This window comes from Streptomyces flavofungini, assembly GCF_030388665.1.
GTDB classification, from domain to species: Bacteria; Actinomycetota; Actinomycetes; order Streptomycetales; family Streptomycetaceae; genus Streptomyces; species Streptomyces flavofungini_A.
Genome location: NZ_CP128846.1, coordinates 120,748 through 140,122, shown reverse-complemented (window position 1 = coordinate 140,122; position 19,375 = coordinate 120,748). Strand labels below are relative to the sequence as shown.

Here is a 19,375-nt window from a genome sequence, read left to right as displayed (position 1 = left end):
GCGCGTTCCTCGGGCTCGGCGGCTGCAATCTGACGTGCCGGTGGTGCGACACGCCGTACACCTGGGACTGGAAGGGCGAGTCGGCCACGGGGGTCGCCTACCGGGCGGCCGAGGAGCTGCACACGCTCACCACCGGCGACGTGACGGAGCGGCTGCTGGGATTCGGCGTCGGGCTGATCGTCGTGTCCGGCGGTGAACCCCTCAGCCAGCAGTATCGAGGTACTGGCGAAGGGCGTGGCGCAGGGCGCGGATGCGCTGGCGGGCGCGGAGGTGTTGGAGAGGGCGGATCCATGGGAGGACATCGCCCGGCGGCTGCTCGTGGAGATCGGGGAGGACCCGCAGCGCGACGGACTGCGCGACACCCCCGGGCGGTTCGCGCGCTGGTGGCGCGAGTTCACCGAGCACGAGGCCCGCCGCAGCAACGTCCTCACGGTGACCGCCGTCTCGGCCACTCCGGGGGCGCCGATGCCGACGATCGTGGCGGGCGCCGAGTCGGGGCTCACCCTGATGAGCTTCCAGAACGAGTACCTGATGTACGCGCACCTGCGCGGAGCGGGCCACCCGATCAGGTCCGTCCGCTGCTCCCTGCGGGCCCGGGGCGAGTTCGTCGCGTACATCGAGTGCGACGAACCGAGCGCGGACCTCGTGCGGGAGGCGATGGCCTTCGACGTCCGCTCGAAGGTGATCGTCTGCGGCCCGGACCTGTCGAACCCGGCCAGACCCTCGCGACCTATGGTTTCACCACGCGCACCGAGCCCTACTACCGCAAGGGCAGGGCGGGAACGTATGGGCCTGCCCTGGTCATCCCGCCCGAGGGCCGACCGACCGAGTACTGACCGAACACCGAGTACTGACTGATCATCGAGTACTGACCGACCACCGAGTGCTGACCGGTCATCGCGTACTGATGCGAGCGCTCGACGACGACGGAACGAGGACGCGGAGCACGATGAGCCGATTCGCAGAGGCACTGCCCGCAGCGCTGCTGGTGGTTCCCGGTCCCGGGGGGACCGTGACGTTCATCCACCAGCTGAAGGGCCCGTACGCCGGCAGCTGGCTGCTGCCCGGCGGCGGCATCGAGCGCGGGGAGGCCGCCGAGTCCGCCGCGCTGCGGGAGGCCCGTGAGGAGACCGGCATCGCGGTGGAGTCCTGCTCCCTGTTCGCCGTCTACGAGTTCACCGGCAAATGGGCGGAGGGCGACTACCACCTGCTGATGTTCGCCTGCCTCGCCGACCGGGCGTACGAACTGCCCGCGGGCTACGAGGGCCACAACGTCGGGGAGATCAGGCAGGCGCGCCTCGGCGACATCGCCATGCACTCCACCGACTACCAGATCCTCACCGACGCCGGTGTCGCCGCGTACGACGACGACACCATCGCGCGGGGGCTCGCCGAGGACGGCATCACGATGCGCGCCCACCGGGTGGGCTCCACCAAGCGGTTCAGCGCGCCTTGAGCGCCCGGGCCGTCGACAGGGCGCGGCAGGTGCTCCGGCGGCACCCGATGGTGACCCGGGCCGCCCGCAGCCCCTGGGCGAGGGCGGCCCGGGGGCTCGCGCCGGTGCTGAGGCCGAGCACGAAGGCGGATGCGAGCGCGTCGCCCGCGCCTGTGTCGTCCGCGCACGCGCCGTGCTCGGCGGGCAGGAACAGGACTTCGTCGTACGGCGCGCAGGCCATGGCGGCCCCGGCCGCGCCCGCGGTGACCACGACCACGCGGGGGCCCAGTTGACGCAGCCGCGCGGCCTGCTCGGCGGGCGTCCCGGCCCGGCACAGGAGGTTCCGGGCCTCGCACGCGTTCAGGAGCAGCACGTCGTACAGCGGAAGGAGACGGGCGCGCGGGCCGAGGGCGGCCTGGCGGGTCGGCATGCAGCACATGAGCGCGCCGTGCCGTCGGGCCCGCAGGGACGTCCAGGACAGGAGCTCCTCGTCGCCGCCCTCGGCGATGACCGCTCGGGCGCGGGCGACGCGGGTGTCACCCTCTACCCCACGTACCTGCACGAGGAGTTCGACGTCCCCACCGAGACCGCGGGGACGCTCACCGGCATCGTGTCGTTCGTCGGCGTCGCCGGTGGCTTCCTGGCGAGCGCCCTGCTGCGCCGGGGCAAGGACGTGAAGCACCTGTTCCTGGTCGCGCTCCTCATGCCGGCCGGAGCGCTCGCCGCCTTCGGCGGGGTGGGCGGCACCTGGGGTTCGGTGAGCAGCGCCCTGGTGGTCGCGCTCAGCGACGCACTGGTGGTGGCGTCGGTCTTCGCGGCCATCCCCCTCGCCGTGCGCGCCACCTCCGACATGGACGCCGCGAACGGCCTGGTCGCCCAGCTCGGCAGCATCGGCGCGCTGGCCGCCCCGCCCCTGGTCGGCCTCGCCGTCACCGCGGCCGACGGCTGGTGGACGGTCGGCCCCTGCCTGCTCGTCGGGACCGGCGCCGGGACGGTGTTGCTGTGTCTCGCGACGCGCGGCGCGCCCGCGCCGGATTTGTCACACGCGTAGCTAGTGGTTCGCGCCGTGCTCGCCGACGGTGGTCCCTCCTGTGCGCGTGGCCGGACTCGGGGAGGGGTTCAACCGTGAGACGTAGGCGATTTGTGGCAGGGATGACCGGGGTGCTCTCGGGGGTCGCACTGGGCTCGGGCCCGGCGCGGGCCGCCGCCTCGGCCGCCCGCGCGCCGGGCTGGCAACCGGTACCGGCACCCGGCAGCACCCCCGCCGCCCAACTGCGCCGCATCGCCGCCGCCAGTGCCCAACTGGCCTGGTCCGTCGGCGAGGAGAACCTGGCCGGACCGTCGCGCGGCCGTGCCCTCGCCATGGTGTGGAACGGCAGTGCCTGGACGAAGACCGACCTGTCGCACCTGGAGCACAGTCGGTTGAGCGACGTCTCCGGTACGTGTGCCACATCGGCGTGGAGCGTCGGCGTGCCCACGGGGACGGCGAGCCCGCTGCTGCGGTGGGACGGGACCACCTGGCGCGCGGCCACGTTCCCCGGGCAGGGCGAGTCGGGCGTCCGCCTGGACGGGGTCGCCGTCGGTGCCGACCGGCAGGTGTGGATCTGCGGCACCCGGGGCGGCGCGGCCCGCCTGCTGCACGGGGACGGGCGGCAGTGGCGGTGGCTCGACCCGCTGCCGGTCACGGGCGCGAACCTGTACCGGGTCGTCATCGCCGCGTCGGGAGAGGTGTGGGTGAGCGGCGACCAGACGTCCGGCGGCGGCTGGGCGGGGCTGGTGGCCCGCTGGAACGGGGCGTGGACGGTGCTGCCCCCGATCACGGGTGCCCGGCTCGGTGTCAGCGATCTGCACCCGGCGGCCCCGGACGACGTCTGGGCGGTGGGCACCGACGCGGGCGTGGGCGGCCCGCCCGGGCGCCCCGGCAATCCGGCCCTGAGCCACTGGGACGGCACGGCCTGGACCCGTGTGCAACCGGGCTTCACCGTCGGCGCGTTGTCCGGCATCGCCGCCGACGCGCAGGGCCGCGCCACGTGGATCTCGGGCTGGAACTACCAGGACCAGAGCCGCACCACCTACCTGCGCAGGGACGGCGACACCTGGACCGTCGTGCGCGGCCCCGCCGGACCGGCCTCGGCGCCCTACCTGAACGATGTCGTCCCCATCCCCGGCACCTCGGGCTACTGGTCGGCGGGGATGACCAGGCCCGTCCCGGCCCCGCCGACCGAGGCGTACACGGAACGCTTCGAAGCCTGAGACGGACTCACCCGAGGGGGACCCATCGGGCCCGCCTGAGAGGCGGACTCAGTGACGCGCCCTGAGACGGACTCAGCGACGCGCCAGCGCCTGAGGCGGACTACCAACGCGCCCGCGCCTAAAGCGGACTCACTGACGTACCCGCACCTGAGCCGACCTCAGTCCACGACCGCGGTGGCTTCGATCTCGACCAGGTGCTCGGGCACGTCCAGTGCCGCGACGCCGAGCAGCGTGGCGGGCGGCACGGGCGTGCTCCCCAGCTTCGCGGCCGCCCGGGACATCCCCTCCAGGAGCTGCGGCATCCTGTCGGGGCTCCACGCGACGACGTACACGGTCAGCTTCGCCACATCGGCGAAGGAGGCGCCGACCTCGGCCAGCGCCGTGGCGACGTTGAGGTAGCACTGCTCGACCTGGGCGGCGAGGTCGTCCGCGCCGACGGTGACGCCGTCGGCGTCCCAGGAGACCTGCCCGGCGATGAACACGAGCTTCGACCCGGTCGCGATGGACACCTGTCGGTACGCGTCGATCTCGGGCAGTCCACTGGGGTTGACCAGAGTGATGGCCATGCTGTCCGCCTCCTTGCCATGTGCACCCGGGAGGCCGCGTGCCGCCGCCCGGACCGGAGCACTGTCGGTTTCCTTCGGTTACTCGGGAACGCTAGGAGATTGGACGCTGAGCTGGAAGAACGCACTTTTCGGTGACTGGGGAACCTCAAGGTGACCCAGCAGCTCAGCGGCACACCTGGGGCCAACCCCCGTACGCCGCACCGGCGCACCCCCTCGCCTCGCACGGGCAAACCCCCTCGCCGATGCGGTGGATCACCTCAATGTGCCCGGGGTGCCGGGGCGGCAGAGTTCCCGTCATGCCCTTCACACGCTCAAGTGCAAGAGTTTCTACGTCCGGCGTGCTCGCCCTGGTGTGCGCCGCGACCGTTTTGGCAGGCACCGGCTACGCGGACGGTCGGCAGGCCTCCTCATCCACCGATCAGCGCGCCTCCGCGCCCACCCCCCGTGCTGCCCACCCGCAGCAGACCGCCGCGCGCGGCTCGGTGGTCTCTGTGACGCCCGTCGTGGACCTGAACGCCGAGGAGGTCGCGGCCCGTATGGAGAAGGCCGGGATCGACGCGAAGCAGGTGCGTCACGGAGTGCGGGCGTACCGGATCGTGTACCGCACGGTCGACACCCGGGGCCGTGCCACCACGGCCAGCGAGCTGGTCGCGGTGCCGAGGAACGGCGACCGTGCGCTGCGCGTCGTGTCCTGGCTGCACGGCACCGAGGTGTTCCGCGGGGAGGTGGCCTCGGTCAACGACGAGTCGACGGACCGGGACACGGCGCTGCTGTTCGCCTCGACCGGCCTCGCGGTGTCGGCCCCGGACTACCTCGGCCTGGGGGAGGGGCCCGGATCCCACCCCTACGGGCACCCCAGGGCGACCGTCACCGCGCCGATCGACGGGCTGCGGGCGGCGCGCGCCTTCGTCCGACGCGACGGCCGCGACCTGGACCGGCGTGTCCTCATCAGCGGCTTCTCCCAGGGCGGGCCCGCCACGATGATGCTGGGCCGGGCCCTGCAGCAGGGCAGCGACCCGTACTTCCGCCTCGGCGCGCTCGCGCCGATCGCGGGGCCCTTCGACCTGACCGGCTTCGAGGCCGCGGCGGCGAACGACGGGATCGAGCGCTCCTCGCTCTACCTCGCCTACTTCGCGACCGCGTGGAACCGCATGTACGGCCTCTACGCCACGCCGAAGGACGCCTTCCGCGCCCCGTACGACAAGACGGTGGAGAAGCTCTTCGACGGCAACCACACCGGGGCCGAGATCGCGGCCGCGCTGCCGAAGACGTCGAAGGAACTGTTCACCGCCAACTTCCTCGACAAGATCCGCAACCCCACCGGTGAACTCCGGCGCAAGCTGCGGGTCCTGGACAGCACCTGCGACTGGCGCCCGCAGGTCCCCGTCCACCTCTTCCACTCCAAGGCCGACAAGGACGTCCCCTTCACGAACTCCGAGCACTGCGCGCGCCAACTGGCCGCCAACGGTGCCGCACACGAGCTCACCGAGGTCGACAAGGCCGACAGTCACAGCACGACGGTCGTGCAGGCCCTGCCGCAGGTGGCACGGGAGTTCCACGCCATCCGCTGATCCCCGCCCGCGGCACCCGGCCCGCCACGAACCGGCGCGTCGGACCCCGCCGTCGTCCCGGCCCTGCACTGGGGTCGCGGCCGGGACGACAAGGTCCGTCCGGCGCGCGGCGGGCATGCGGACGGGCGGGCGCTGCGGTTGCGCGGACGGCCCGCACCAGCGGTCCGGGCGGGCCGGGTACGCGGCGCTCGCGGTCACGGCGGGCGCCGTCCGCGTGATCGCGACCGCCGCACCGCGGTCATCTGGTCGGACACCGATGGCGGCCACCCACCCACCACCCGCGACAACAACCCTCCGGATCACTACACCTAGGCGTGCGGACCCACCGTGACCGTGCCGACGGTCAGCCGCAGCGCCGTGGTGTCCAGGAACGAGCCGATCCGCGCCGCCTCCTCCTCCAGCGCGTGCCGCCGAGCCGCGGTCAGCCGGGTCAGGGGCTCGACGGTCAGGTCCGCCCTGCGCCCGGAGCGCCGCAGATGCCAGACCCCGGCGACCGTCCCGTCGATCAGCAGGACCGGGTAGTTGCCCGCCTGGCCGGTGCGGGACAGCGCACGTGCGGCGGCCGGGCCGGGGAAGAGCCGGTCGCGCGGGTGACAGCCCACCACGTACGCGTCGAAGTAGGGCAGGAGCCGCAGCGTCCCCGCGGCGGGGGCCTCCTGGTCCGGATCCGCGTCGTCGTCGGCGTTGAGCCAGCCGGCGTCGCCCTCGACGTCGACCGGGCGCAGGCTGCCCGCGGCGGCCAGGGTGTCGAACAGGGTGGCCGTCCACGCGGGCGGTGCCCCCAGCCACTGGGCGAACTGCCGTGGTGTCGCGGGGCCGTAGGCGTGCAGGTAGCGCGCTACCAGTGCGCCCAGGGCCTCGTCGGCGGGCGCGGGGCGGAAGCCGGGCAGCCGCTCCTGCGGGGAGAGGTAGGTGGCCTTGCGGCCCCGGTCGGGGCCGAAGCACAGCGCGCCCCGGTGCGCCGCCAAGTGCAGCGCCTGGCGCCAGCGGGGCCACATCCCCTGGAACGCGGGCATCACCAGGTCGCCCGCCCACGGCCCGGTGGCCGCGACGACCGCGTCTCCCAGCTCATCGGCGGTCAGCCCCTCGTCGGCGTCCGTGAGCGCGACGGCGATGGCCTCGACGACCTGCTCGGTCTGGTCGTCCGTCAGGCGCGACGCCTGCGGCAGCCCGTTCGGTCCTGACGGCAGGGCGGATAGCGCCCCGGTCCACATCGGCAGGTCGCGCGCCGCGAGGAGATGCACGGTGCCCCGCGGCCCGAACGTCTTCACCAGGCCGTCCGCCCCGCCGAGCGCCGCCCGGACGTCCGCGCGGGTGCCGCCGAGGCGCGCGCCGACCGACAGTTCGGCGGCGGACATCACCTGGGCGTGCGCGCCGCACATCGCGGCCACGACGTCGGCGACCCGGGACGGCGTCGGGGCGGAGGCGGGCGTACCGGAGAGTCCGTGCCGTGCCATGCGTCGGTCCCACACCTGTCGCCACGACAGCCGCGGGCCCTCGGCGGTGTCGATGTCCGTGTCCGTGTCCGTGTCCATGGGCGCCACCGTAGGAGCAAAGGAGGTCAGTTCCTGTCCTAAAAGGGTCCTGGCGGGGCTCGGGTCGCGTGGACCGTGCCGGGGCGGAAGGCATTCACCCCCTCTGAACTGGGGTTATGGCAAGGTCGTAGATTGACTTTGCGTGGTCTTTACTGTTGTCTGCCGCCATGAACAGACGCATTCGCACCGCTGTGTGCACCCTCGCCGCCGCCGGCCTCGCGCTCACGCTCGGGGCCTGCTCGGAGGCCGAGAAGAAGGCCGTCGACGCCGTGGACAAGGCCGTCAACGAGAAGTACGAGGTGACCTACGAGGTCTCCGGCAAGAGCGTCGACGAGATCGAGTTCGCCGCAGGCGAGGGTTCCGCGTCCAACCCGAAGCTGGAGAAGGTCAGCAAGGCGCAGCTGCCGTGGAAGAAGACGGTGACGCTGCGCGGCATCATGCCGCCCACCGTCGTCCCGATCTCCACGGACCCGACCGGCTCCGACCTCGCCTGCAAGGTGATCTACAAGGGCAAGGTCATCAAGGAGGCCTCCGGCGAGAACGTCGTGGCGGGCTGCATCGCCGTCTCGCCGATGGGCAAGTAGCTCTCCCGTCCCGCACGCGGGAGGCGTCCCGAGGGCCTGGGCGCACCGCTCAGGCTCCGGCCGAGTCCCGCCCCGCGGCCCACCGCGACATGAGCCACCGCGTGCCGACCGCGAGCCACGTGGCCAGGGCCGCCGCCACCCCGTACAGGACGAGGGACAACGCCCGGGCACCGACTGCGCCGGCGCCCGGGAGACGATGCCCGTGGCCATCACCGGCGCGAAGCACGCGGGCGCGAGCCCCCGCCTCCGGTCGAGCGGCCCGCGCCGCATCAGCGTCGGGCGAGCGTGTCCCGCTCCGGCCGGGGCGGCCTGCCCCGCGGACCGGACCGAGCGGTGACGGACCGGCGAGCGTCGCCAGGCCCGGCGTGCCGCCGACGAGCAGCAGCCTGCTCTCGTGCAGCTGACGGGAACAGGCCGTGAAGCCGAAGCGGTCGTAGCGGTGGCGCCGGGCCGTCCCGGTGACGAGGGCGGCGAGAACGAGATGGGGCAGCACGCCCCACAGGGCGATGCGCAGGTGGTTCACCGGCAAGTCCCCTCCGCGTGCGGGGCGTCGGGAGCGCGTGCGGGAAACGGCAGCAGGCCGACGGTCCCCGCGGGCGGGCCGGAGCGGGCCGGGCACAGGGCCGCCGCACGCGTCGCCGGGGAAGGACCGGGCAGGGTGCGGCAGACCGCGTCGACGACGTCGGCGTAGGGGCCGCGGTAGGAGGTCAGGGCGAGGCGCGGCACTTCCGGACCGGGCCGGTGCTCGACTCCGTCGCGGCCGCTGCCCCGACCTGCGGGGGGTCACCGGCGCGCGTCTCGACGAACGGGGGTCAGAATCCTCTCTTCCGGTGTGTGGTGTAGACCTATTCTCGGCCAGTTGGATGTACCTGGACGTTATTTCCGTGCTCTTTGCGATGGTTGATGCAGGGAAAGTCGGAACCGGGACGAATGGGGATCGCCCGCTGGGGCGGTGGCGCCCGGCGTTCGAAAGCGTGATCGCTTGAGTTCGCGATTGCTTGACCGTTCCTTGTGGCCGGGTCGGGTGAGCCCGGACGTGGGCAGCATCGGCGCGGGGAGAAGCCGACTCCGCAGGCGCACGGAGGCGGCGTACGGGTGAGGGTTCGCCTCAGGGCGTGCCGTCGCCCCCGGGGCCCGGTGGCCGGCCCGCACGGAGAGGCCCGCGGCCGAGGGCCGTGTAGAGCGACGCGGAGACGGCGATCCCGGCCGGGAGGGCGAGGTCCAGGCCGTCGAGGGCGTGCGCGATCGGCCCGGTGTAGAGGGTGTTGACGCACAGGGCCGACGCGGCGACGCCGCCCGTGAGGGCCACGGCTCCCGCAGGGTTGACGCCGGCCGTGTACCAGTAGGGGCTCTCGGGGGTCTCGTCCATCAAGGTCCGGCCGTCGTAGCGGTTGCGGCGCAGCCAGATGTCCGTGGCGTAGATGGTCATGGCGGGGCCGAGCAGGACGACGGTCAGCTGGAGGACGTCGCTGACGGTGTCGAGGAAGTCGGAGACGAGGAGGGCGTACAGGGTGAGGGAGACGGCCGCGGTCCCGTCGGCGAGCACGCTGAGGGAGCGGCGGATGCGGATGCCGACGGCCTGGAGGGCGAGCCCCGCGCTGTAGGCGGTGAGCGCGTTGAGGGCGACCGTGCCGAGGATCAGGGCGAGCAGGAAGAGCGGGTCGAACCAGCCCGGCAGGATCGTCTGGAGCCCGGACTGCGGATCCCCCATGTCGACCGCGGTCGCGGCGCAGGCCCCGAGCGAGCAGACGACGACGCCGGGCACGAACCCGCCGAGCGCGGTCCAGCCGAGCACCGCCTTCGCGGAGGTCGTGGGCGGCAGGTAGCGGGCGAAGTCGGCGCTGGTGGTGTACGACAGCGGCGCGGAGGCGATGAGGGTGACACCGGCGACGAGCACCGTCCACAGATCGGCTCCCCGCAGCGGCTCCGGCGGCGTGTACGAGAAGTCGGTGTGCCGCAGCACGCCGATCGCGACGACGGCGAAGACGGCGGTGAGGGCGAGGGTGATCGGCAGGTACAGCTTCATGATCAGGCCGTGGCCGTAGACGCCGATGGTCAGGGTGACGGCGGCGATCGCCAGGACGACGGCGATCTTGACGCCCGTGCTCGCGGTGACGCCCGCCTTCTCGACCAGGGAGAACGCGGCGGTCGCGGCGGCGGCTAGGTTCAGGGCGAAGTAGCAGACGGAGATCATCCAGCCGACGACGGCGTTGTTCACGCGGTTGCCGCGGATTCCGTAGATCGCCCGCGTGATCACTTCGCTCGGCGTGCCCGCGGCCGGGCCGGATATGGCGAGCAGTCCCGTGAGGAGCCAGAACAGGTTGCCCACCAGGATCACCACGAGGGCCTGACCCAGCGTCAGGCCCATGAGGACCAGGGTCCCGCCGACCACCAGGCTCAGGTAGTTGACGTTCGCGGCCGCCCAGACGGAGAACAACTGCCGCGGACGGCCGTGGCGTTCGTGCTCGGAGATGTAGTCGATGCCATGCGCCTCGACGCGGGTCGCTCCGTCGGAGGCGGGCCGTGCCGCTTTCGCGCCGGGGGAGGGTCCTGCTCCCTTCCGTGGGGCGCAGGTGCTCTCTGGCGGGTCGGGAATCGTGGACGCCATGCGGCCCCTCCGGATGCTGGGTTGCGCACCTGCTTGCTTATTGGTCGCACACTCAATAGCATCGATTTCATGGCGTCAAGCGTTCAGAACAAGCGAATCCGCAAGTCTCCAACGGAAAGACGTGCGGAAATCGTTGCGGCGGCCGCGAGTGTGGCACTGGCGGAAGGCCTGGAGTGCATCACGCTCCGGCGCGTCGCGGAGGAGCTGGACGTCCGCCCCGGACTCATCAGTCACTACTTCCCGGCGGTGGACGACCTCGTGGCCGAGGCCTACGGGACCGCCGTGGGCTCCGAACTCGACGAGCTCCTCCCGGCCGACCGGGCCGGAGCCACGCCCACGGCGCATCTGGCGCGGTTCCTCGCCCGTACGACGGGGAAGGCGTACGACGACATCAGCAGGCTGTGGCTCAACGCCCGGCACCTCAGCCGCTACCGGCCCGCACTGCGCGACCGCGTCGCCGTCCAGGAGGACGCCTGGCGCGACCGCCTGGAAGAAGTCGTCCGCGACGGCGTCGAGGAGGGTGAATTCCACACCGAGGACCCACTGGTGACGGCCATTCAGATCCTGGTCGTCCTCGACGGCCTCGGCATGCTCGTCAACAGCGCGAGCGCCGACGACGGCCCACCCGCCGTCCGGCGCCTGCCCGTCACCACGGCGGAGCGTGAACTCGGCCTGCCTGCCGGGACGTTGTCCGTCGACGTGTCCGTCGGCTCGGACTGACCCCTCTCCGTGGGCCCCCATCGCCCCGGCTGCCGGCCCGTGTGCCCCCGCGGCGCTCGCGTACCAGCAGCCCTCCTTCTCAGCGGCCCTCGCGAACCAGCAGTACTCGCGTCCCGGCAGCCCCGCGTCCCAGCAGTCCCGCGAACCAGCACCTCTCGTGTCCAAGAGCCTTCGTGTCCCAAGGAGCCCCCGTGCGCACCTCCCTCATCCTCCTCTCGGCCCGTCTGCTCGACCCCGTCACCGGCGAGCTCCTGCCGCAGACCGCCCTCGCCGCCGCCGACGGACGCATCACCGCCCTCGGGGACGCCTCGGACATCCGCCCGCTCGGCGACGCGTCGACCACGGTGATCGACCTCAAGGGTGCCGTCGTCACCCCCGGCCTCGTCGACGGACACATCCACCCCGTCACGGGCGCCGAACTGACCCACGGCCTCGACCTGTCGGCCTGCGAGGACGTGGACCAGGTACGCGCGGCTCTCGCCCGCGAGGTGCGCGACCTCGCCCCCGGAGCATGGCTGCACGGATGGGGCCTCGACCCCAACGTCTTCGCCGGAGCCCCCGTCGAGATCGCCCCCTTCGACGCGGTGCTCGACGGTGTCCCCGCCCTGCTACTGCTCTTCGACGCGCACTCGATGCTGGCCAGCCGCCGCGCCCTGGAACTCGCGGGCGTCGACGGACCCCGCACCTTCGACCAGGCCACCGCCGAAGTCGTCTGCGACGCCGAGGGACGGCCCACCGGCCTGCTCCTCGAAGACGCCGCGTGCGCCCTCGTGGAACGCCTCGCCCCGCAGCCCACCCGCGACGAGCGTCGCGACCGGCTCGCCGCCGCCCTGCGCGCCATGGCCGCCACGGGCCTCACCGGCGGCCACGCCATGGACGCCAACGGCGACAGCCTCGCCTTCTACTCCGAGCTCGACGCCGCCGGTGAACTCCCGCTGCGCCTGCGCGTCGCACCCTGGTGCCAGCCCGGCACCGACGCCGACGCACTGCGCGCCCTCGTCGCACAGCAGGGCGCGGGCGGTCGGCTGTGGCGCACCGACGGCGTCAAGATCTTCATGGACGGCACCATCGACAACGGCACCGCGTGGCTGGAGCAGCCCGACTGCCACGGCGAGTCCCGGCACGCCTTCTGGCCCGACCCCGAGGAGTACACCCGCGTCGTCGGCGAACTCCACCGCGCGGGCGTGCCCGTCGCCACCCACGCCATCGGCGACGCCGCCGTACGTCATGTCCTCGACGCCGTCGAGAAGGCCCGGGCCGAGGACAGCCGGCCGGTACGGCACCGGATCGAGCACATCGAGACCGTCCCCGACGACACCCTGCGCCGCTTCGCCGACCTCGGCGTCATCGCCTCCATGCAGCCGACCCACTGCTGCGACTTCACCCGCGCCGACCACACCGACAACTGGTCGCGCCGCCTCGGCGAGGAGCGTGCCGCGCGCGCCTGGCGCTGCCGCGACCTGCACGACTCCGGCGCCGTCGTCGTCCTCGGCTCCGACTGGCCCATCGCCCCCTACCCGCCGTCGGCCGTCATGGCCGGAGCCCGCCACCGCCGTCCCAGCCGCGACCTCTCCCAGCCCCCGCACGGCCCGCACCAGGCACTCACGGCCCTGGAGGCCCTCCAGGGCATGACCGTCAACGCCGCCTACGCGGCGGGGGAGGAGCACGAAGCCGGCCGCCTCGCCGTCGGCCACCGCGCCGACCTGACGGTCTTCGCGGAGAGCCCCCTGACCACGGCGGCCACCGAACTCCCGGACCTGCCGGTACTCCTGGCCGTCCTCGACGGCGACCCGACCCACCGCGACCCGCGCCTGTGACCCGCCCCCGCCCGTGACCGGCCCGCGCGCAGGGCGACACCGGGGGCGACTGCCGGGAGGGGCACCGGCAGCCCGCCGATCCGCCGGACCGGGCACCCGCTCCTACTCCCGGCTCAGCAGCGGCAGCTCCTCCGAGGGATTCCGCAACGCCTCCAGCACCGCGCGCACCGCCGCGCGAGGCGGTGAGCCGCGCCGGACCGCCGCCGTGATCGTGCGGGTCACGGGAGCGGCGAGCTCCGCGGTGGCGACCCGGTAGCGGTCGAGGTCCACCGTCAGGCCGGGCAGCAGCGCGATCGAGAGCCCGGCCTCGACGTGCTGCAACGTCATCATGTAGTTGCTGAAGCGGCACACCACGCGCGGCTCGAACCGCGACTGGCGGCACAGCCGCAGCGCGAGGTTCGCCATGTACGACTGAGGCATGTCGAACGCCCAGGGCTGGTCCGCGTACGCCGCGAGGTCGACGGCGCCGCGCCCGGCCGCGGGGTGCCCGGACGGGACCACGAGGAGGATCGGGTCCCTGGCCAGCGGGACCAGGTCGAGGTCCGGGCCGAGCGGCAGCTCGTCGAAGTCGGTGGTCGTGATGATGACGTCCGCGTCGCCGACGCGCAGCGCGGGCATGCTCTCGTGCGGCTCCAGCTGCAGCAGCTCCACGTCGAGGTGCGGATGCGCCCGCTTCAGGCGGGTCACCGCCGGGACGGCCATGGTGTGGATCGCGCTCTGGAACGCCCCGAGCCGCACCAGGCCCGCCGGTTCCTCGCCGAATCCGCGCAGCTCCGCCTCGACGCTGTCCATGTGGTCGAGGATCGCCCGCGCCCGGCGCGCGAGGATCAGCCCGGCCGGGGTGAGCCGCACCCGGCGTCCCGTGCGTTCGAGCAGCTGGGTGCGGGTCTCGGACTCGAGGACGGCGAGCTGCTGGGACACGCTCGACGGGCTCAGGTTCGCGGCCTGGGCGACCGCCCGCACGGTGCCCAGGGTGTCCAGCTGGCTCAGCAGGCGCAGTCTCCAGGGGTTCATCACCCTCACATTGTTGTGCGGATCCTCCGAACAGGACAGCCGGAATTGTGAGATGGACGTGTCGCTCGCGTGCGACCTACCGTCGAGGACATGCCTGCTTCGACCCCCACGGCTCAGCCGTCCCCGACCCCGACCACCGTGCCGTCGCCCGCGTCGACCACCACGCCCTCCACCGAGTCGTTCTGGTCCGACGCCGAGAAGCACCTCGTCCGCTACGGCCCGGAGTTCACCCGCGAGGTCATCGACCGCGCCGCGGGAAGCTTCGTGTACACCGCCGAGGGCCGGAAGATCCTCGACTTCACCTCCGGCCAGATGAGCGCGATCCTCGGCCACTCGCACCCGGCGATCGTCGAGACCGTCCGGCGCGGGATCGGGACCCTCGACCACCTCTTCAGCGGCATGCTCAGCCGCCCCGTCGTCGACCTCGCCCGCCGCCTGTGCGACACGCTGCCCGCGCCGCTGGACAAGGCGCTGCTCCTGACGACCGGCGCCGAGTCGAACGAGGCCGCGATCCGGATGGCCAAGCTCGTCACCGGCAAGCACGAGATCGTGTCGTTCGCCCGGTCCTGGCACGGCATGACGCAGGCCGCGGCCTCCGCCACGTACAGCGCGGGCCGCAAGGGCTACGGCCCGTCCGCGCCCGGCAACTTCGCCATCCCGGTGCCGAACGCGTACCGGCCGGACTTCACCGCGGCCGACGGTGGCCTGGACTGGCGGCGCCAGCTCGACTTCGCCTTCGACCTGATCGACGCCCAGTCGACGGGCAGCCTGGCCGCGTGCCTGGTGGAGCCGATCCTCAGCTCGGGCGGCATCATCGAGCCACCGGTCGGGTACATGGCGGCGCTGCAGGCCAAGTGCCGGGAACGCGGCATGCTGCTGATCCTCGACGAGGCCCAGACCGGCCTGTGCCGCACCGGGACCTGGTACGCCTTCGAACGCGACGGGGTCGTCCCCGACATCCTCACGCTGTCCAAGACACTCGGTGCCGGACTGCCCCTCGCGGCCGTGATCACGAGTGCCGAGATCGAGCAGCGGGCGCACGAGCGCGGGTTCCTGTTCTTCACCACGCACGTGTCCGACCCGCTGGTGGCCGCTGTCGGCAACACCGTCCTCGACGTCCTGGTGGCCGACAAGCTCGACGAACGCGCCCGCTCCCTCGGCGCGTTCCTCCGCGACGGCCTGTGGGACATCGCCTCCCGCCACGAGGTCGTCGGCGACATCCGAGGCCGTGGCCTGCTCACCGGCCTCGAACTCGTCGTCGACCGCGAGACGAAGCGCAGTTCCAGCGAGCTGGGCGCGCGGGTCACAAGGCGCTGCCTCGAACTCGGCCTGCACATGAACATCGTGCAGCTCCCCGGCATGGGCGGGGTCCTGCGGATGGCGCCGCCGCTGACCGCAACCGAGGACGAGCTCGCGCTCGGCCTGACGATCCTGGACCAGGCGATCGCCGAGGCCCAGGCCGCCCGCTGACCAGTCGACAGGGCGCTGAGGGGGCGGTGGTCCGCCGAACGGCCGGTGGCCCCTCGGTCAGCTGCCGGTCCGCCGGCCCGCTGCGGTGCCGTCGGCCAGCACCGCGCTCGCGACGACATCGAAGGAATGATCGGCGCGGGGCGCGAGCGCGGGCTGGAGGCCGCTCCTGACTCTGCCCGTGATCCCGTAGGACGTCGCCCGCGACGTCGATCTCGTGCTCGACACCGTCGGAGGCCCGGGCGCCGGTCGTCTCCTCGACACGCCGAAGCGCGGCGGCGCGGTGTACCCGGTGTTCCCCGGTGACTACGACGCCGAAGAGGCCGCGAAGCGGGACGCCACCGTCTCGGCCACCCAGGTGCGTTCCAGCGGCCCGCCGCTCGCGGATCTCGGGCTGCTGCTCGACGCGGGCACGCTGCGCGCCGCCGTCGACAGCACGTACCCGCTCGCGGACGCGCGCGGCGCCCACGAACGAGCCGCCCGCGGGCACATCCAGGGCAAGATCGCGCTCACGGCCGCCTGAGGCGGAGGCGCGCCGAACGGTCAGGAACAAAGAAGCGGTCCGCGAACCGCCGCACTTAGTGTGGCCGGCATGAACACCACGTTGAAGGTCAGTGCCATCATGCTCGGCGTCAAGGACGTGGAGCGTGCCAAGAAGTTCTATGTCGAAGGCCTGGGGTGCGCGATCGCCCAGGACTTCCCCGGTTTCGTCAAGTGCGACCTCGGCGACGGCTCCTCGCAACTGGCGCTCTACGCCTGGGACGAGGTGGCGGCCGACGCCGGAGTCCCCGCCGCCGGGTCAGGGTTCCGCGGCGCCTCGTACCACTTCCTCACCGACTCCAGGGAAGAGGTGGACGAGGTCATGAGCGCCGCCGCGGCCGCGGGCGGCACCGTCCTGAAGGAGGCGGCCGCCGCCGACTGGGGCGGGTACTCCGGCTGTTTCAGCGACCCCGACGGCCACCTGTGGAAGGTCGCCACCGCGAGCTGATCCCACGCCCGGCCCGGGTTCGGCGCGGGCACCTGGGCCGGGGCGCACGCCCGGGTCGGAGCGTGCACCTGGATCAGAGCGTGCGCCCGGACCGGAGCGCGCACCTGCGTCAGAGCGTGCACAGCGTCAGGACCAGGCCCGTCAGCCCGGTCGCCAGTCCCGCCAGCGCCTGCTTGCGTCCCGCCCCGTCCATGCGGTGGGCGTTGGCCCACCCGGTCACGCCCAGGACGAGGGCGGGCACGGGGATGGTGCCGGTGACCGTGCGGACCGGCGGGATCAGGGCGCCGATGACGGAGAGGGTGCCGTAGGCGAGGGCGAGGGTGGCGAGGCCGTTGAGCGGGCCCTTCGCCGGTGCCGGGGAGGCGTCCTGGGAGGTCCGCTCCCGGGTCTCCCAGGACGTGTCTCGGGCCGACTCCTCGGCAGGGGCGAGGGCGAGCGTTTCCATGGGCATACGACTCCGAGTCATCGAGGACGGCAGGGGAGAGGGCGACAGGCGGACGGCGCCGAGCCGGAGGGGAGTGCTCGGCGCTCCGCCGTCGGCCATGTCGATGCTAGGAAGCCCTCAGACATAGATCAAAGACGTGTTTTCACAGGGAGGCATAGGGTGGGCCTATGGCAGCCCCACCGACCCTCCGGCAGCTCGAATACCTCCTGGCCGTCGTGGAGACCGGCTCCATCACGGACGCCGCGGCCCTCCTGCACGTCTCCCAGCCCACCCTCTCCCAGCAGCTCAAGAGCCTGGAACGCACCGTCGGCACCCCCCTCCTCGAACGCACCCCGCGCGGCGCCCACCTCACTCCGGCGGGCCGCGCCTTCCTTCCCGGCGCCCGCCACGCCCTCTCCGGCGCCGAGCGCGCCACCGGCGCCGCCCGCGCCGTCGCCGACATGGTCCACGGCGAACTGCACCTCGCCGCCGTCCTCAGTGTCGCCCTCGGTGTCGTCCCCGGCGTCCTCGCCGTCTGGCACCAGCGGCACCCGCGCGTCGACGTGGTCCTGCACGAGTACGCCGACCTCGCCTCCTTCGCCCGCGCGATGAGCGACGCCACCGCCGACGTGGCCATCGGCCCGCTCCCCGACGGCTGGGACGGCCCCCACCACCCCCTGGGGTCCGAGGAGTTCGTCGTCATCGTCCCGCCCGGCGACCCCCTCGCCGGACGCAGGACCGTGCGCCTGGAACAGCTCGCCGAGCGCCCCTGGGTCCAGTACGGCCGCAATCACGCCCTGGCCGCCACCGTCGAAGACCTCTGCGCCGACGCCGGATTCACCCCGCACGCCGCGATCCGCTCCACCCAGACCGCCGCCGTCCCCCGCCTCGTCGCCGCCGGACTCGGCGTCGGCCTCGTGCCCGCCAACGTCCTCACTCCCGAATTCCCCGGCACCGCGCTGCGCCTGACCCCGCGCAGGCGTCGCGCCCTGTCGGTCTTCACCCGGCCCGGCCCGCACCCCCTCATCGCCGAGCTGGTCGCCGTCGCCCGCGAGCACGCCCGCCTGACGCCCGATCACCTGGCCGCGCGGCTCTCCTAGTCGGCGCCGGCCCACCCGCCCGGTCGCCTCTCGCCCCGGGCTCCTGCGGCATGCCCCGCGGCACATCCTGGACCGTGGCGGTCCAGAACCTTGCGCGACTGACGCAGACATGCCACTTTCCTTGCTCGGTACGTCCCACACGTACCGCGGTACGTCACACGCCACGCACGTCACCGTCAAAGGAGCCCCCCACATGAGACGCACCACCTGTGCGCGTCTGGGCCTGTCCGCCCTGCTCGTCACCGGATCGCTCGCCCTGGGCGTCACCCCCGCCGGCGCCCAGAGCGAACCGGCGCCCTCCGCGACCCGTCTCAACGCTCTGAACGCCCAGGTCGAACGGCAGCTCGGCGCCGACAGCGCCGGCACCTACCTGGACCGGGAAACCGGAAACCTCGTCGTCACCGTCACCAGCGACGCCGCCGCCGAACGCGTCCGCGCGACCGGCGCCATCCCCGAACGCGTCGAGCGCAGCGCGGCCCAACTAGACGCCGCCATGGACACGTTGGAGTCCCGCGCCAAGATCACCGGGACGTCCTGGGGCGTCGACCCCCGCACCAACCAGATAGCCGTCGAGGCCGACCGCTCGGTCTCCGCCCGTGACCTGGCCCGGCTGCGGCGCGTCGCCGACTCGCTCGACGGAGCCGTCCGCGTCAAGCGTGTGCCGGGCACCTTCGAGCGCGAGGTCGCGGGCGGCGACGCCATCTACGGCGGCGGCTCACGCTGCTCGGCGGCCTTCAACGTCTCCAAGGGCACCACCAAGTACTTCGTCACGGCCGGGCACTGCACCAACCTCAGCGCCAACTGGTCCGCCACGTCCGGCGGCGCGGCCGTCGGCGTGCGCGAGGGGACCAGCTTCCCGACCAACGACTACGGCATCGTCCGCTACACCAACGGCTCCTCGCCCGCCGGCAACGTCAACCTCTACAACGGCAGCTACCAGAAGATCTCCTCCGCCGCCGACGCGGTCGTGGGCCAGGCCATCAAGAAGAGCGGCTCCACCACCAAGGTGACCAGCGGCTCCGTGACCGCCGTCAACGTCACCGTGAACTACGGCGACGGACCCGTGTACGGCATGGTCCGCACCACCGCCTGCTCCGCGGGCGGCGACAGCGGCGGCGCCCACTTCGCGGGCACGGTCGCCCTCGGCATCCACTCCGGCAGCTCCGGTTGCTCCGGCACCAACGGCTCCGCCATCCACCAGCCGGTGCGAGAGGCCCTGTCCGCGTACGGCGTCAGCGTGTACTGACCCGCGTACGAGAGCACGCACCGCCCCCACGACAGGGGGCGCGCGTC

20 protein-coding genes and 1 pseudogene are annotated in these 19,375 nt (G+C 72.9%); 13 read left to right on the top strand and 8 right to left on the bottom strand.

Features of this window, described 5'->3' with window-relative positions:
• The first annotated feature begins 192 nt into the window (after window positions 1-192).
• Window positions 193-858, top strand: coding sequence for a hypothetical protein (locus QUY26_RS00665; RefSeq protein ID WP_354670660.1), 666 nt, complete (start codon window positions 193-195; stop codon window positions 856-858).
• 91 nt (window positions 859-949) lie between these two features.
• Window positions 950-1,456: an NUDIX hydrolase gene (locus QUY26_RS00660; RefSeq protein WP_289943127.1), complete on the top strand. Its 507-nt coding sequence runs from the start codon at window positions 950-952 to the stop codon at window positions 1,454-1,456.
• Here QUY26_RS00660 and QUY26_RS00655 read toward each other — a convergent pair.
• Window positions 1,443-1,865: a PfkB family carbohydrate kinase gene (locus QUY26_RS00655; RefSeq protein WP_289943126.1), complete on the bottom strand. Its 423-nt coding sequence runs from the start codon at window positions 1,863-1,865 to the stop codon at window positions 1,443-1,445. The two genes, QUY26_RS00660 and QUY26_RS00655, sit on opposite strands and share 14 nt — an antisense overlap.
• 18 nt (window positions 1,866-1,883) lie before the next feature.
• Between QUY26_RS00655 and QUY26_RS00650 the strand changes: the two genes are divergently transcribed.
• Both QUY26_RS00650 and QUY26_RS00645 read left to right on the top strand, forming a co-directional pair.
• Window positions 1,884-2,486 carry a hypothetical protein gene (locus tag QUY26_RS00650; protein ID WP_289943125.1) on the top strand — a complete coding sequence of 201 codons (603 nt, stop codon included), beginning with the start codon at window positions 1,884-1,886 and terminating at the stop codon, window positions 2,484-2,486.
• A 101-nt stretch (window positions 2,487-2,587) separates the two neighbouring features.
• Window positions 2,588-3,688 carry a hypothetical protein gene (locus QUY26_RS00645; protein WP_289955353.1) on the top strand — a complete coding sequence of 367 codons (1,101 nt, stop codon included), beginning with the start codon at window positions 2,588-2,590 and terminating at the stop codon, window positions 3,686-3,688.
• A 158-nt stretch (window positions 3,689-3,846) separates the two neighbouring features.
• On the opposite strand, the gene QUY26_RS00640 is transcribed toward QUY26_RS00645, so the two are convergent.
• On the bottom strand, window positions 3,847-4,254 hold the full coding sequence (locus QUY26_RS00640; protein WP_289943124.1) for a RidA family protein: 408 nt from the start codon (window positions 4,252-4,254) through the stop codon (window positions 3,847-3,849).
• A 296-nt stretch (window positions 4,255-4,550) separates the two neighbouring features.
• On the opposite strand from QUY26_RS00640, the gene QUY26_RS00635 reads away from it, so the two are divergent.
• Window positions 4,551-5,825: a lipase family protein gene (locus QUY26_RS00635; protein WP_289943123.1), complete on the top strand. Its 1,275-nt coding sequence runs from the start codon at window positions 4,551-4,553 to the stop codon at window positions 5,823-5,825.
• A gap of 308 nt (window positions 5,826-6,133) precedes the next feature.
• On the opposite strand, the gene QUY26_RS00630 is transcribed toward QUY26_RS00635, so the two are convergent.
• Window positions 6,134-7,360: a winged helix DNA-binding domain-containing protein gene (locus QUY26_RS00630; protein WP_289943122.1), complete on the bottom strand. Its 1,227-nt coding sequence runs from the start codon at window positions 7,358-7,360 to the stop codon at window positions 6,134-6,136.
• Window positions 7,361-7,527: 167 nt separating this feature from the next.
• Between QUY26_RS00630 and QUY26_RS00625 the strand changes: the two genes are divergently transcribed.
• Window positions 7,528-7,944 carry an MmpS family transport accessory protein gene (locus QUY26_RS00625; RefSeq protein WP_289943121.1) on the top strand — a complete coding sequence of 139 codons (417 nt, stop codon included), beginning with the start codon at window positions 7,528-7,530 and terminating at the stop codon, window positions 7,942-7,944.
• A 49-nt stretch (window positions 7,945-7,993) separates the two neighbouring features.
• Here the strand turns inward: QUY26_RS00625 and QUY26_RS41075 are convergent, their stop codons facing one another.
• From QUY26_RS41075 to QUY26_RS00610, 3 genes are all read right to left on the bottom strand, one after another.
• Window positions 7,994-8,467: a respiratory nitrate reductase subunit gamma gene (locus QUY26_RS41075; protein WP_436840472.1), complete on the bottom strand. Its 474-nt coding sequence runs from the start codon at window positions 8,465-8,467 to the stop codon at window positions 7,994-7,996.
• Window positions 8,464-8,670 carry a hypothetical protein gene (locus QUY26_RS00615; protein ID WP_354670659.1) on the bottom strand — a complete coding sequence of 69 codons (207 nt, stop codon included), beginning with the start codon at window positions 8,668-8,670 and terminating at the stop codon, window positions 8,464-8,466. The genes QUY26_RS41075 and QUY26_RS00615 overlap by 4 nt, the downstream gene beginning before the upstream one ends.
• Window positions 8,671-9,052: 382 nt before the next feature.
• Window positions 9,053-10,552: a purine-cytosine permease family protein gene (locus QUY26_RS00610; protein WP_289943120.1), complete on the bottom strand. Its 1,500-nt coding sequence runs from the start codon at window positions 10,550-10,552 to the stop codon at window positions 9,053-9,055.
• A 69-nt stretch (window positions 10,553-10,621) separates the two neighbouring features.
• On the opposite strand from QUY26_RS00610, the gene QUY26_RS00605 reads away from it, so the two are divergent.
• On the top strand, window positions 10,622-11,272 hold the full coding sequence (locus tag QUY26_RS00605) for a TetR/AcrR family transcriptional regulator (protein WP_289943119.1): 651 nt from the start codon (window positions 10,622-10,624) through the stop codon (window positions 11,270-11,272).
• Between the two features lie 191 nt (window positions 11,273-11,463).
• Window positions 11,464-13,089, top strand: a complete 1,626-nt coding sequence (locus QUY26_RS00600) for an amidohydrolase (protein WP_289943118.1) — start codon at window positions 11,464-11,466, stop codon at window positions 13,087-13,089.
• A 102-nt stretch (window positions 13,090-13,191) separates the two neighbouring features.
• On the opposite strand, the gene QUY26_RS00595 is transcribed toward QUY26_RS00600, so the two are convergent.
• On the bottom strand, window positions 13,192-14,103 hold the full coding sequence (locus tag QUY26_RS00595; protein ID WP_289943117.1) for a LysR family transcriptional regulator: 912 nt from the start codon (window positions 14,101-14,103) through the stop codon (window positions 13,192-13,194).
• A 90-nt stretch (window positions 14,104-14,193) separates the two neighbouring features.
• Between QUY26_RS00595 and QUY26_RS00590 the strand changes: the two genes are divergently transcribed.
• The 3 genes and pseudogenes from QUY26_RS00590 to QUY26_RS00580 all read left to right on the top strand — a co-directional run bounded on the left by QUY26_RS00590 (window position 14,194) and on the right by QUY26_RS00580 (window position 16,558).
• Window positions 14,194-15,573, top strand: a complete 1,380-nt coding sequence (locus tag QUY26_RS00590) for an aspartate aminotransferase family protein (RefSeq protein WP_289943116.1) — start codon at window positions 14,194-14,196, stop codon at window positions 15,571-15,573.
• Window positions 15,574-15,763: 190 nt separating this feature from the next.
• A pseudogene (locus tag QUY26_RS00585) lies at window positions 15,764-16,093 on the top strand (zinc-binding dehydrogenase); the annotation flags it as partial.
• Between the two features lie 69 nt (window positions 16,094-16,162).
• A complete protein-coding gene (locus QUY26_RS00580) occupies window positions 16,163-16,558 on the top strand; it encodes a VOC family protein (protein WP_289943115.1) in 396 nt (131 codons plus the stop codon).
• A gap of 109 nt (window positions 16,559-16,667) precedes the next feature.
• Here the strand turns inward: QUY26_RS00580 and QUY26_RS00575 are convergent, their stop codons facing one another.
• On the bottom strand, window positions 16,668-17,003 hold the full coding sequence (locus tag QUY26_RS00575) for a hypothetical protein (protein ID WP_289943114.1): 336 nt from the start codon (window positions 17,001-17,003) through the stop codon (window positions 16,668-16,670).
• A 167-nt stretch (window positions 17,004-17,170) separates the two neighbouring features.
• On the opposite strand from QUY26_RS00575, the gene QUY26_RS00570 reads away from it, so the two are divergent.
• Together QUY26_RS00570 and QUY26_RS00565 are read left to right on the top strand one after the other, a co-directional pair.
• Window positions 17,171-18,082, top strand: a complete 912-nt coding sequence (locus QUY26_RS00570; protein WP_289943113.1) for a LysR family transcriptional regulator — start codon at window positions 17,171-17,173, stop codon at window positions 18,080-18,082.
• A gap of 193 nt (window positions 18,083-18,275) precedes the next feature.
• Window positions 18,276-19,328, top strand: coding sequence for a S1 family peptidase (locus QUY26_RS00565; RefSeq protein WP_289943112.1), 1,053 nt, complete (start codon window positions 18,276-18,278; stop codon window positions 19,326-19,328).
• Window positions 19,329-19,375: the final 47 nt, after the last annotated feature.

Coding starts and splice junctions, on each gene's coding strand:
- QUY26_RS00565 (WP_289943112.1), top strand. CDS start 18,276: ATGAGACGCACCACCTGTGCGCGTCTGGGCCTGTCCGCCCTGCTCGTC.
- QUY26_RS00635 (WP_289943123.1), top strand. CDS start 4,551: ATGCCCTTCACACGCTCAAGTGCAAGAGTTTCTACGTCCGGCGTGCTC.
- QUY26_RS00590 (WP_289943116.1), top strand. CDS start 14,194: ATGCCTGCTTCGACCCCCACGGCTCAGCCGTCCCCGACCCCGACCACC.
- QUY26_RS00625 (WP_289943121.1), top strand. CDS start 7,528: ATGAACAGACGCATTCGCACCGCTGTGTGCACCCTCGCCGCCGCCGGC.
- QUY26_RS00575 (WP_289943114.1), bottom strand. CDS start 17,003: ATGGAAACGCTCGCCCTCGCCCCTGCCGAGGAGTCGGCCCGAGACACG.
- QUY26_RS00605 (WP_289943119.1), top strand. CDS start 10,622: ATGGCGTCAAGCGTTCAGAACAAGCGAATCCGCAAGTCTCCAACGGAA.
- QUY26_RS00580 (WP_289943115.1), top strand. CDS start 16,163: ATGAACACCACGTTGAAGGTCAGTGCCATCATGCTCGGCGTCAAGGAC.
- QUY26_RS00570 (WP_289943113.1), top strand. CDS start 17,171: ATGGCAGCCCCACCGACCCTCCGGCAGCTCGAATACCTCCTGGCCGTC.
- QUY26_RS00595 (WP_289943117.1), bottom strand. CDS start 14,103: ATGAACCCCTGGAGACTGCGCCTGCTGAGCCAGCTGGACACCCTGGGC.
- QUY26_RS00660 (WP_289943127.1), top strand. CDS start 950: ATGAGCCGATTCGCAGAGGCACTGCCCGCAGCGCTGCTGGTGGTTCCC.
- QUY26_RS00630 (WP_289943122.1), bottom strand. CDS start 7,360: ATGGACACGGACACGGACACGGACATCGACACCGCCGAGGGCCCGCGG.
- QUY26_RS00610 (WP_289943120.1), bottom strand. CDS start 10,552: ATGGCGTCCACGATTCCCGACCCGCCAGAGAGCACCTGCGCCCCACGG.
- QUY26_RS00655 (WP_289943126.1), bottom strand. CDS start 1,865: ATGCCGACCCGCCAGGCCGCCCTCGGCCCGCGCGCCCGTCTCCTTCCG.
- QUY26_RS00640 (WP_289943124.1), bottom strand. CDS start 4,254: ATGGCCATCACTCTGGTCAACCCCAGTGGACTGCCCGAGATCGACGCG.
- QUY26_RS00645 (WP_289955353.1), top strand. CDS start 2,588: ATGACCGGGGTGCTCTCGGGGGTCGCACTGGGCTCGGGCCCGGCGCGG.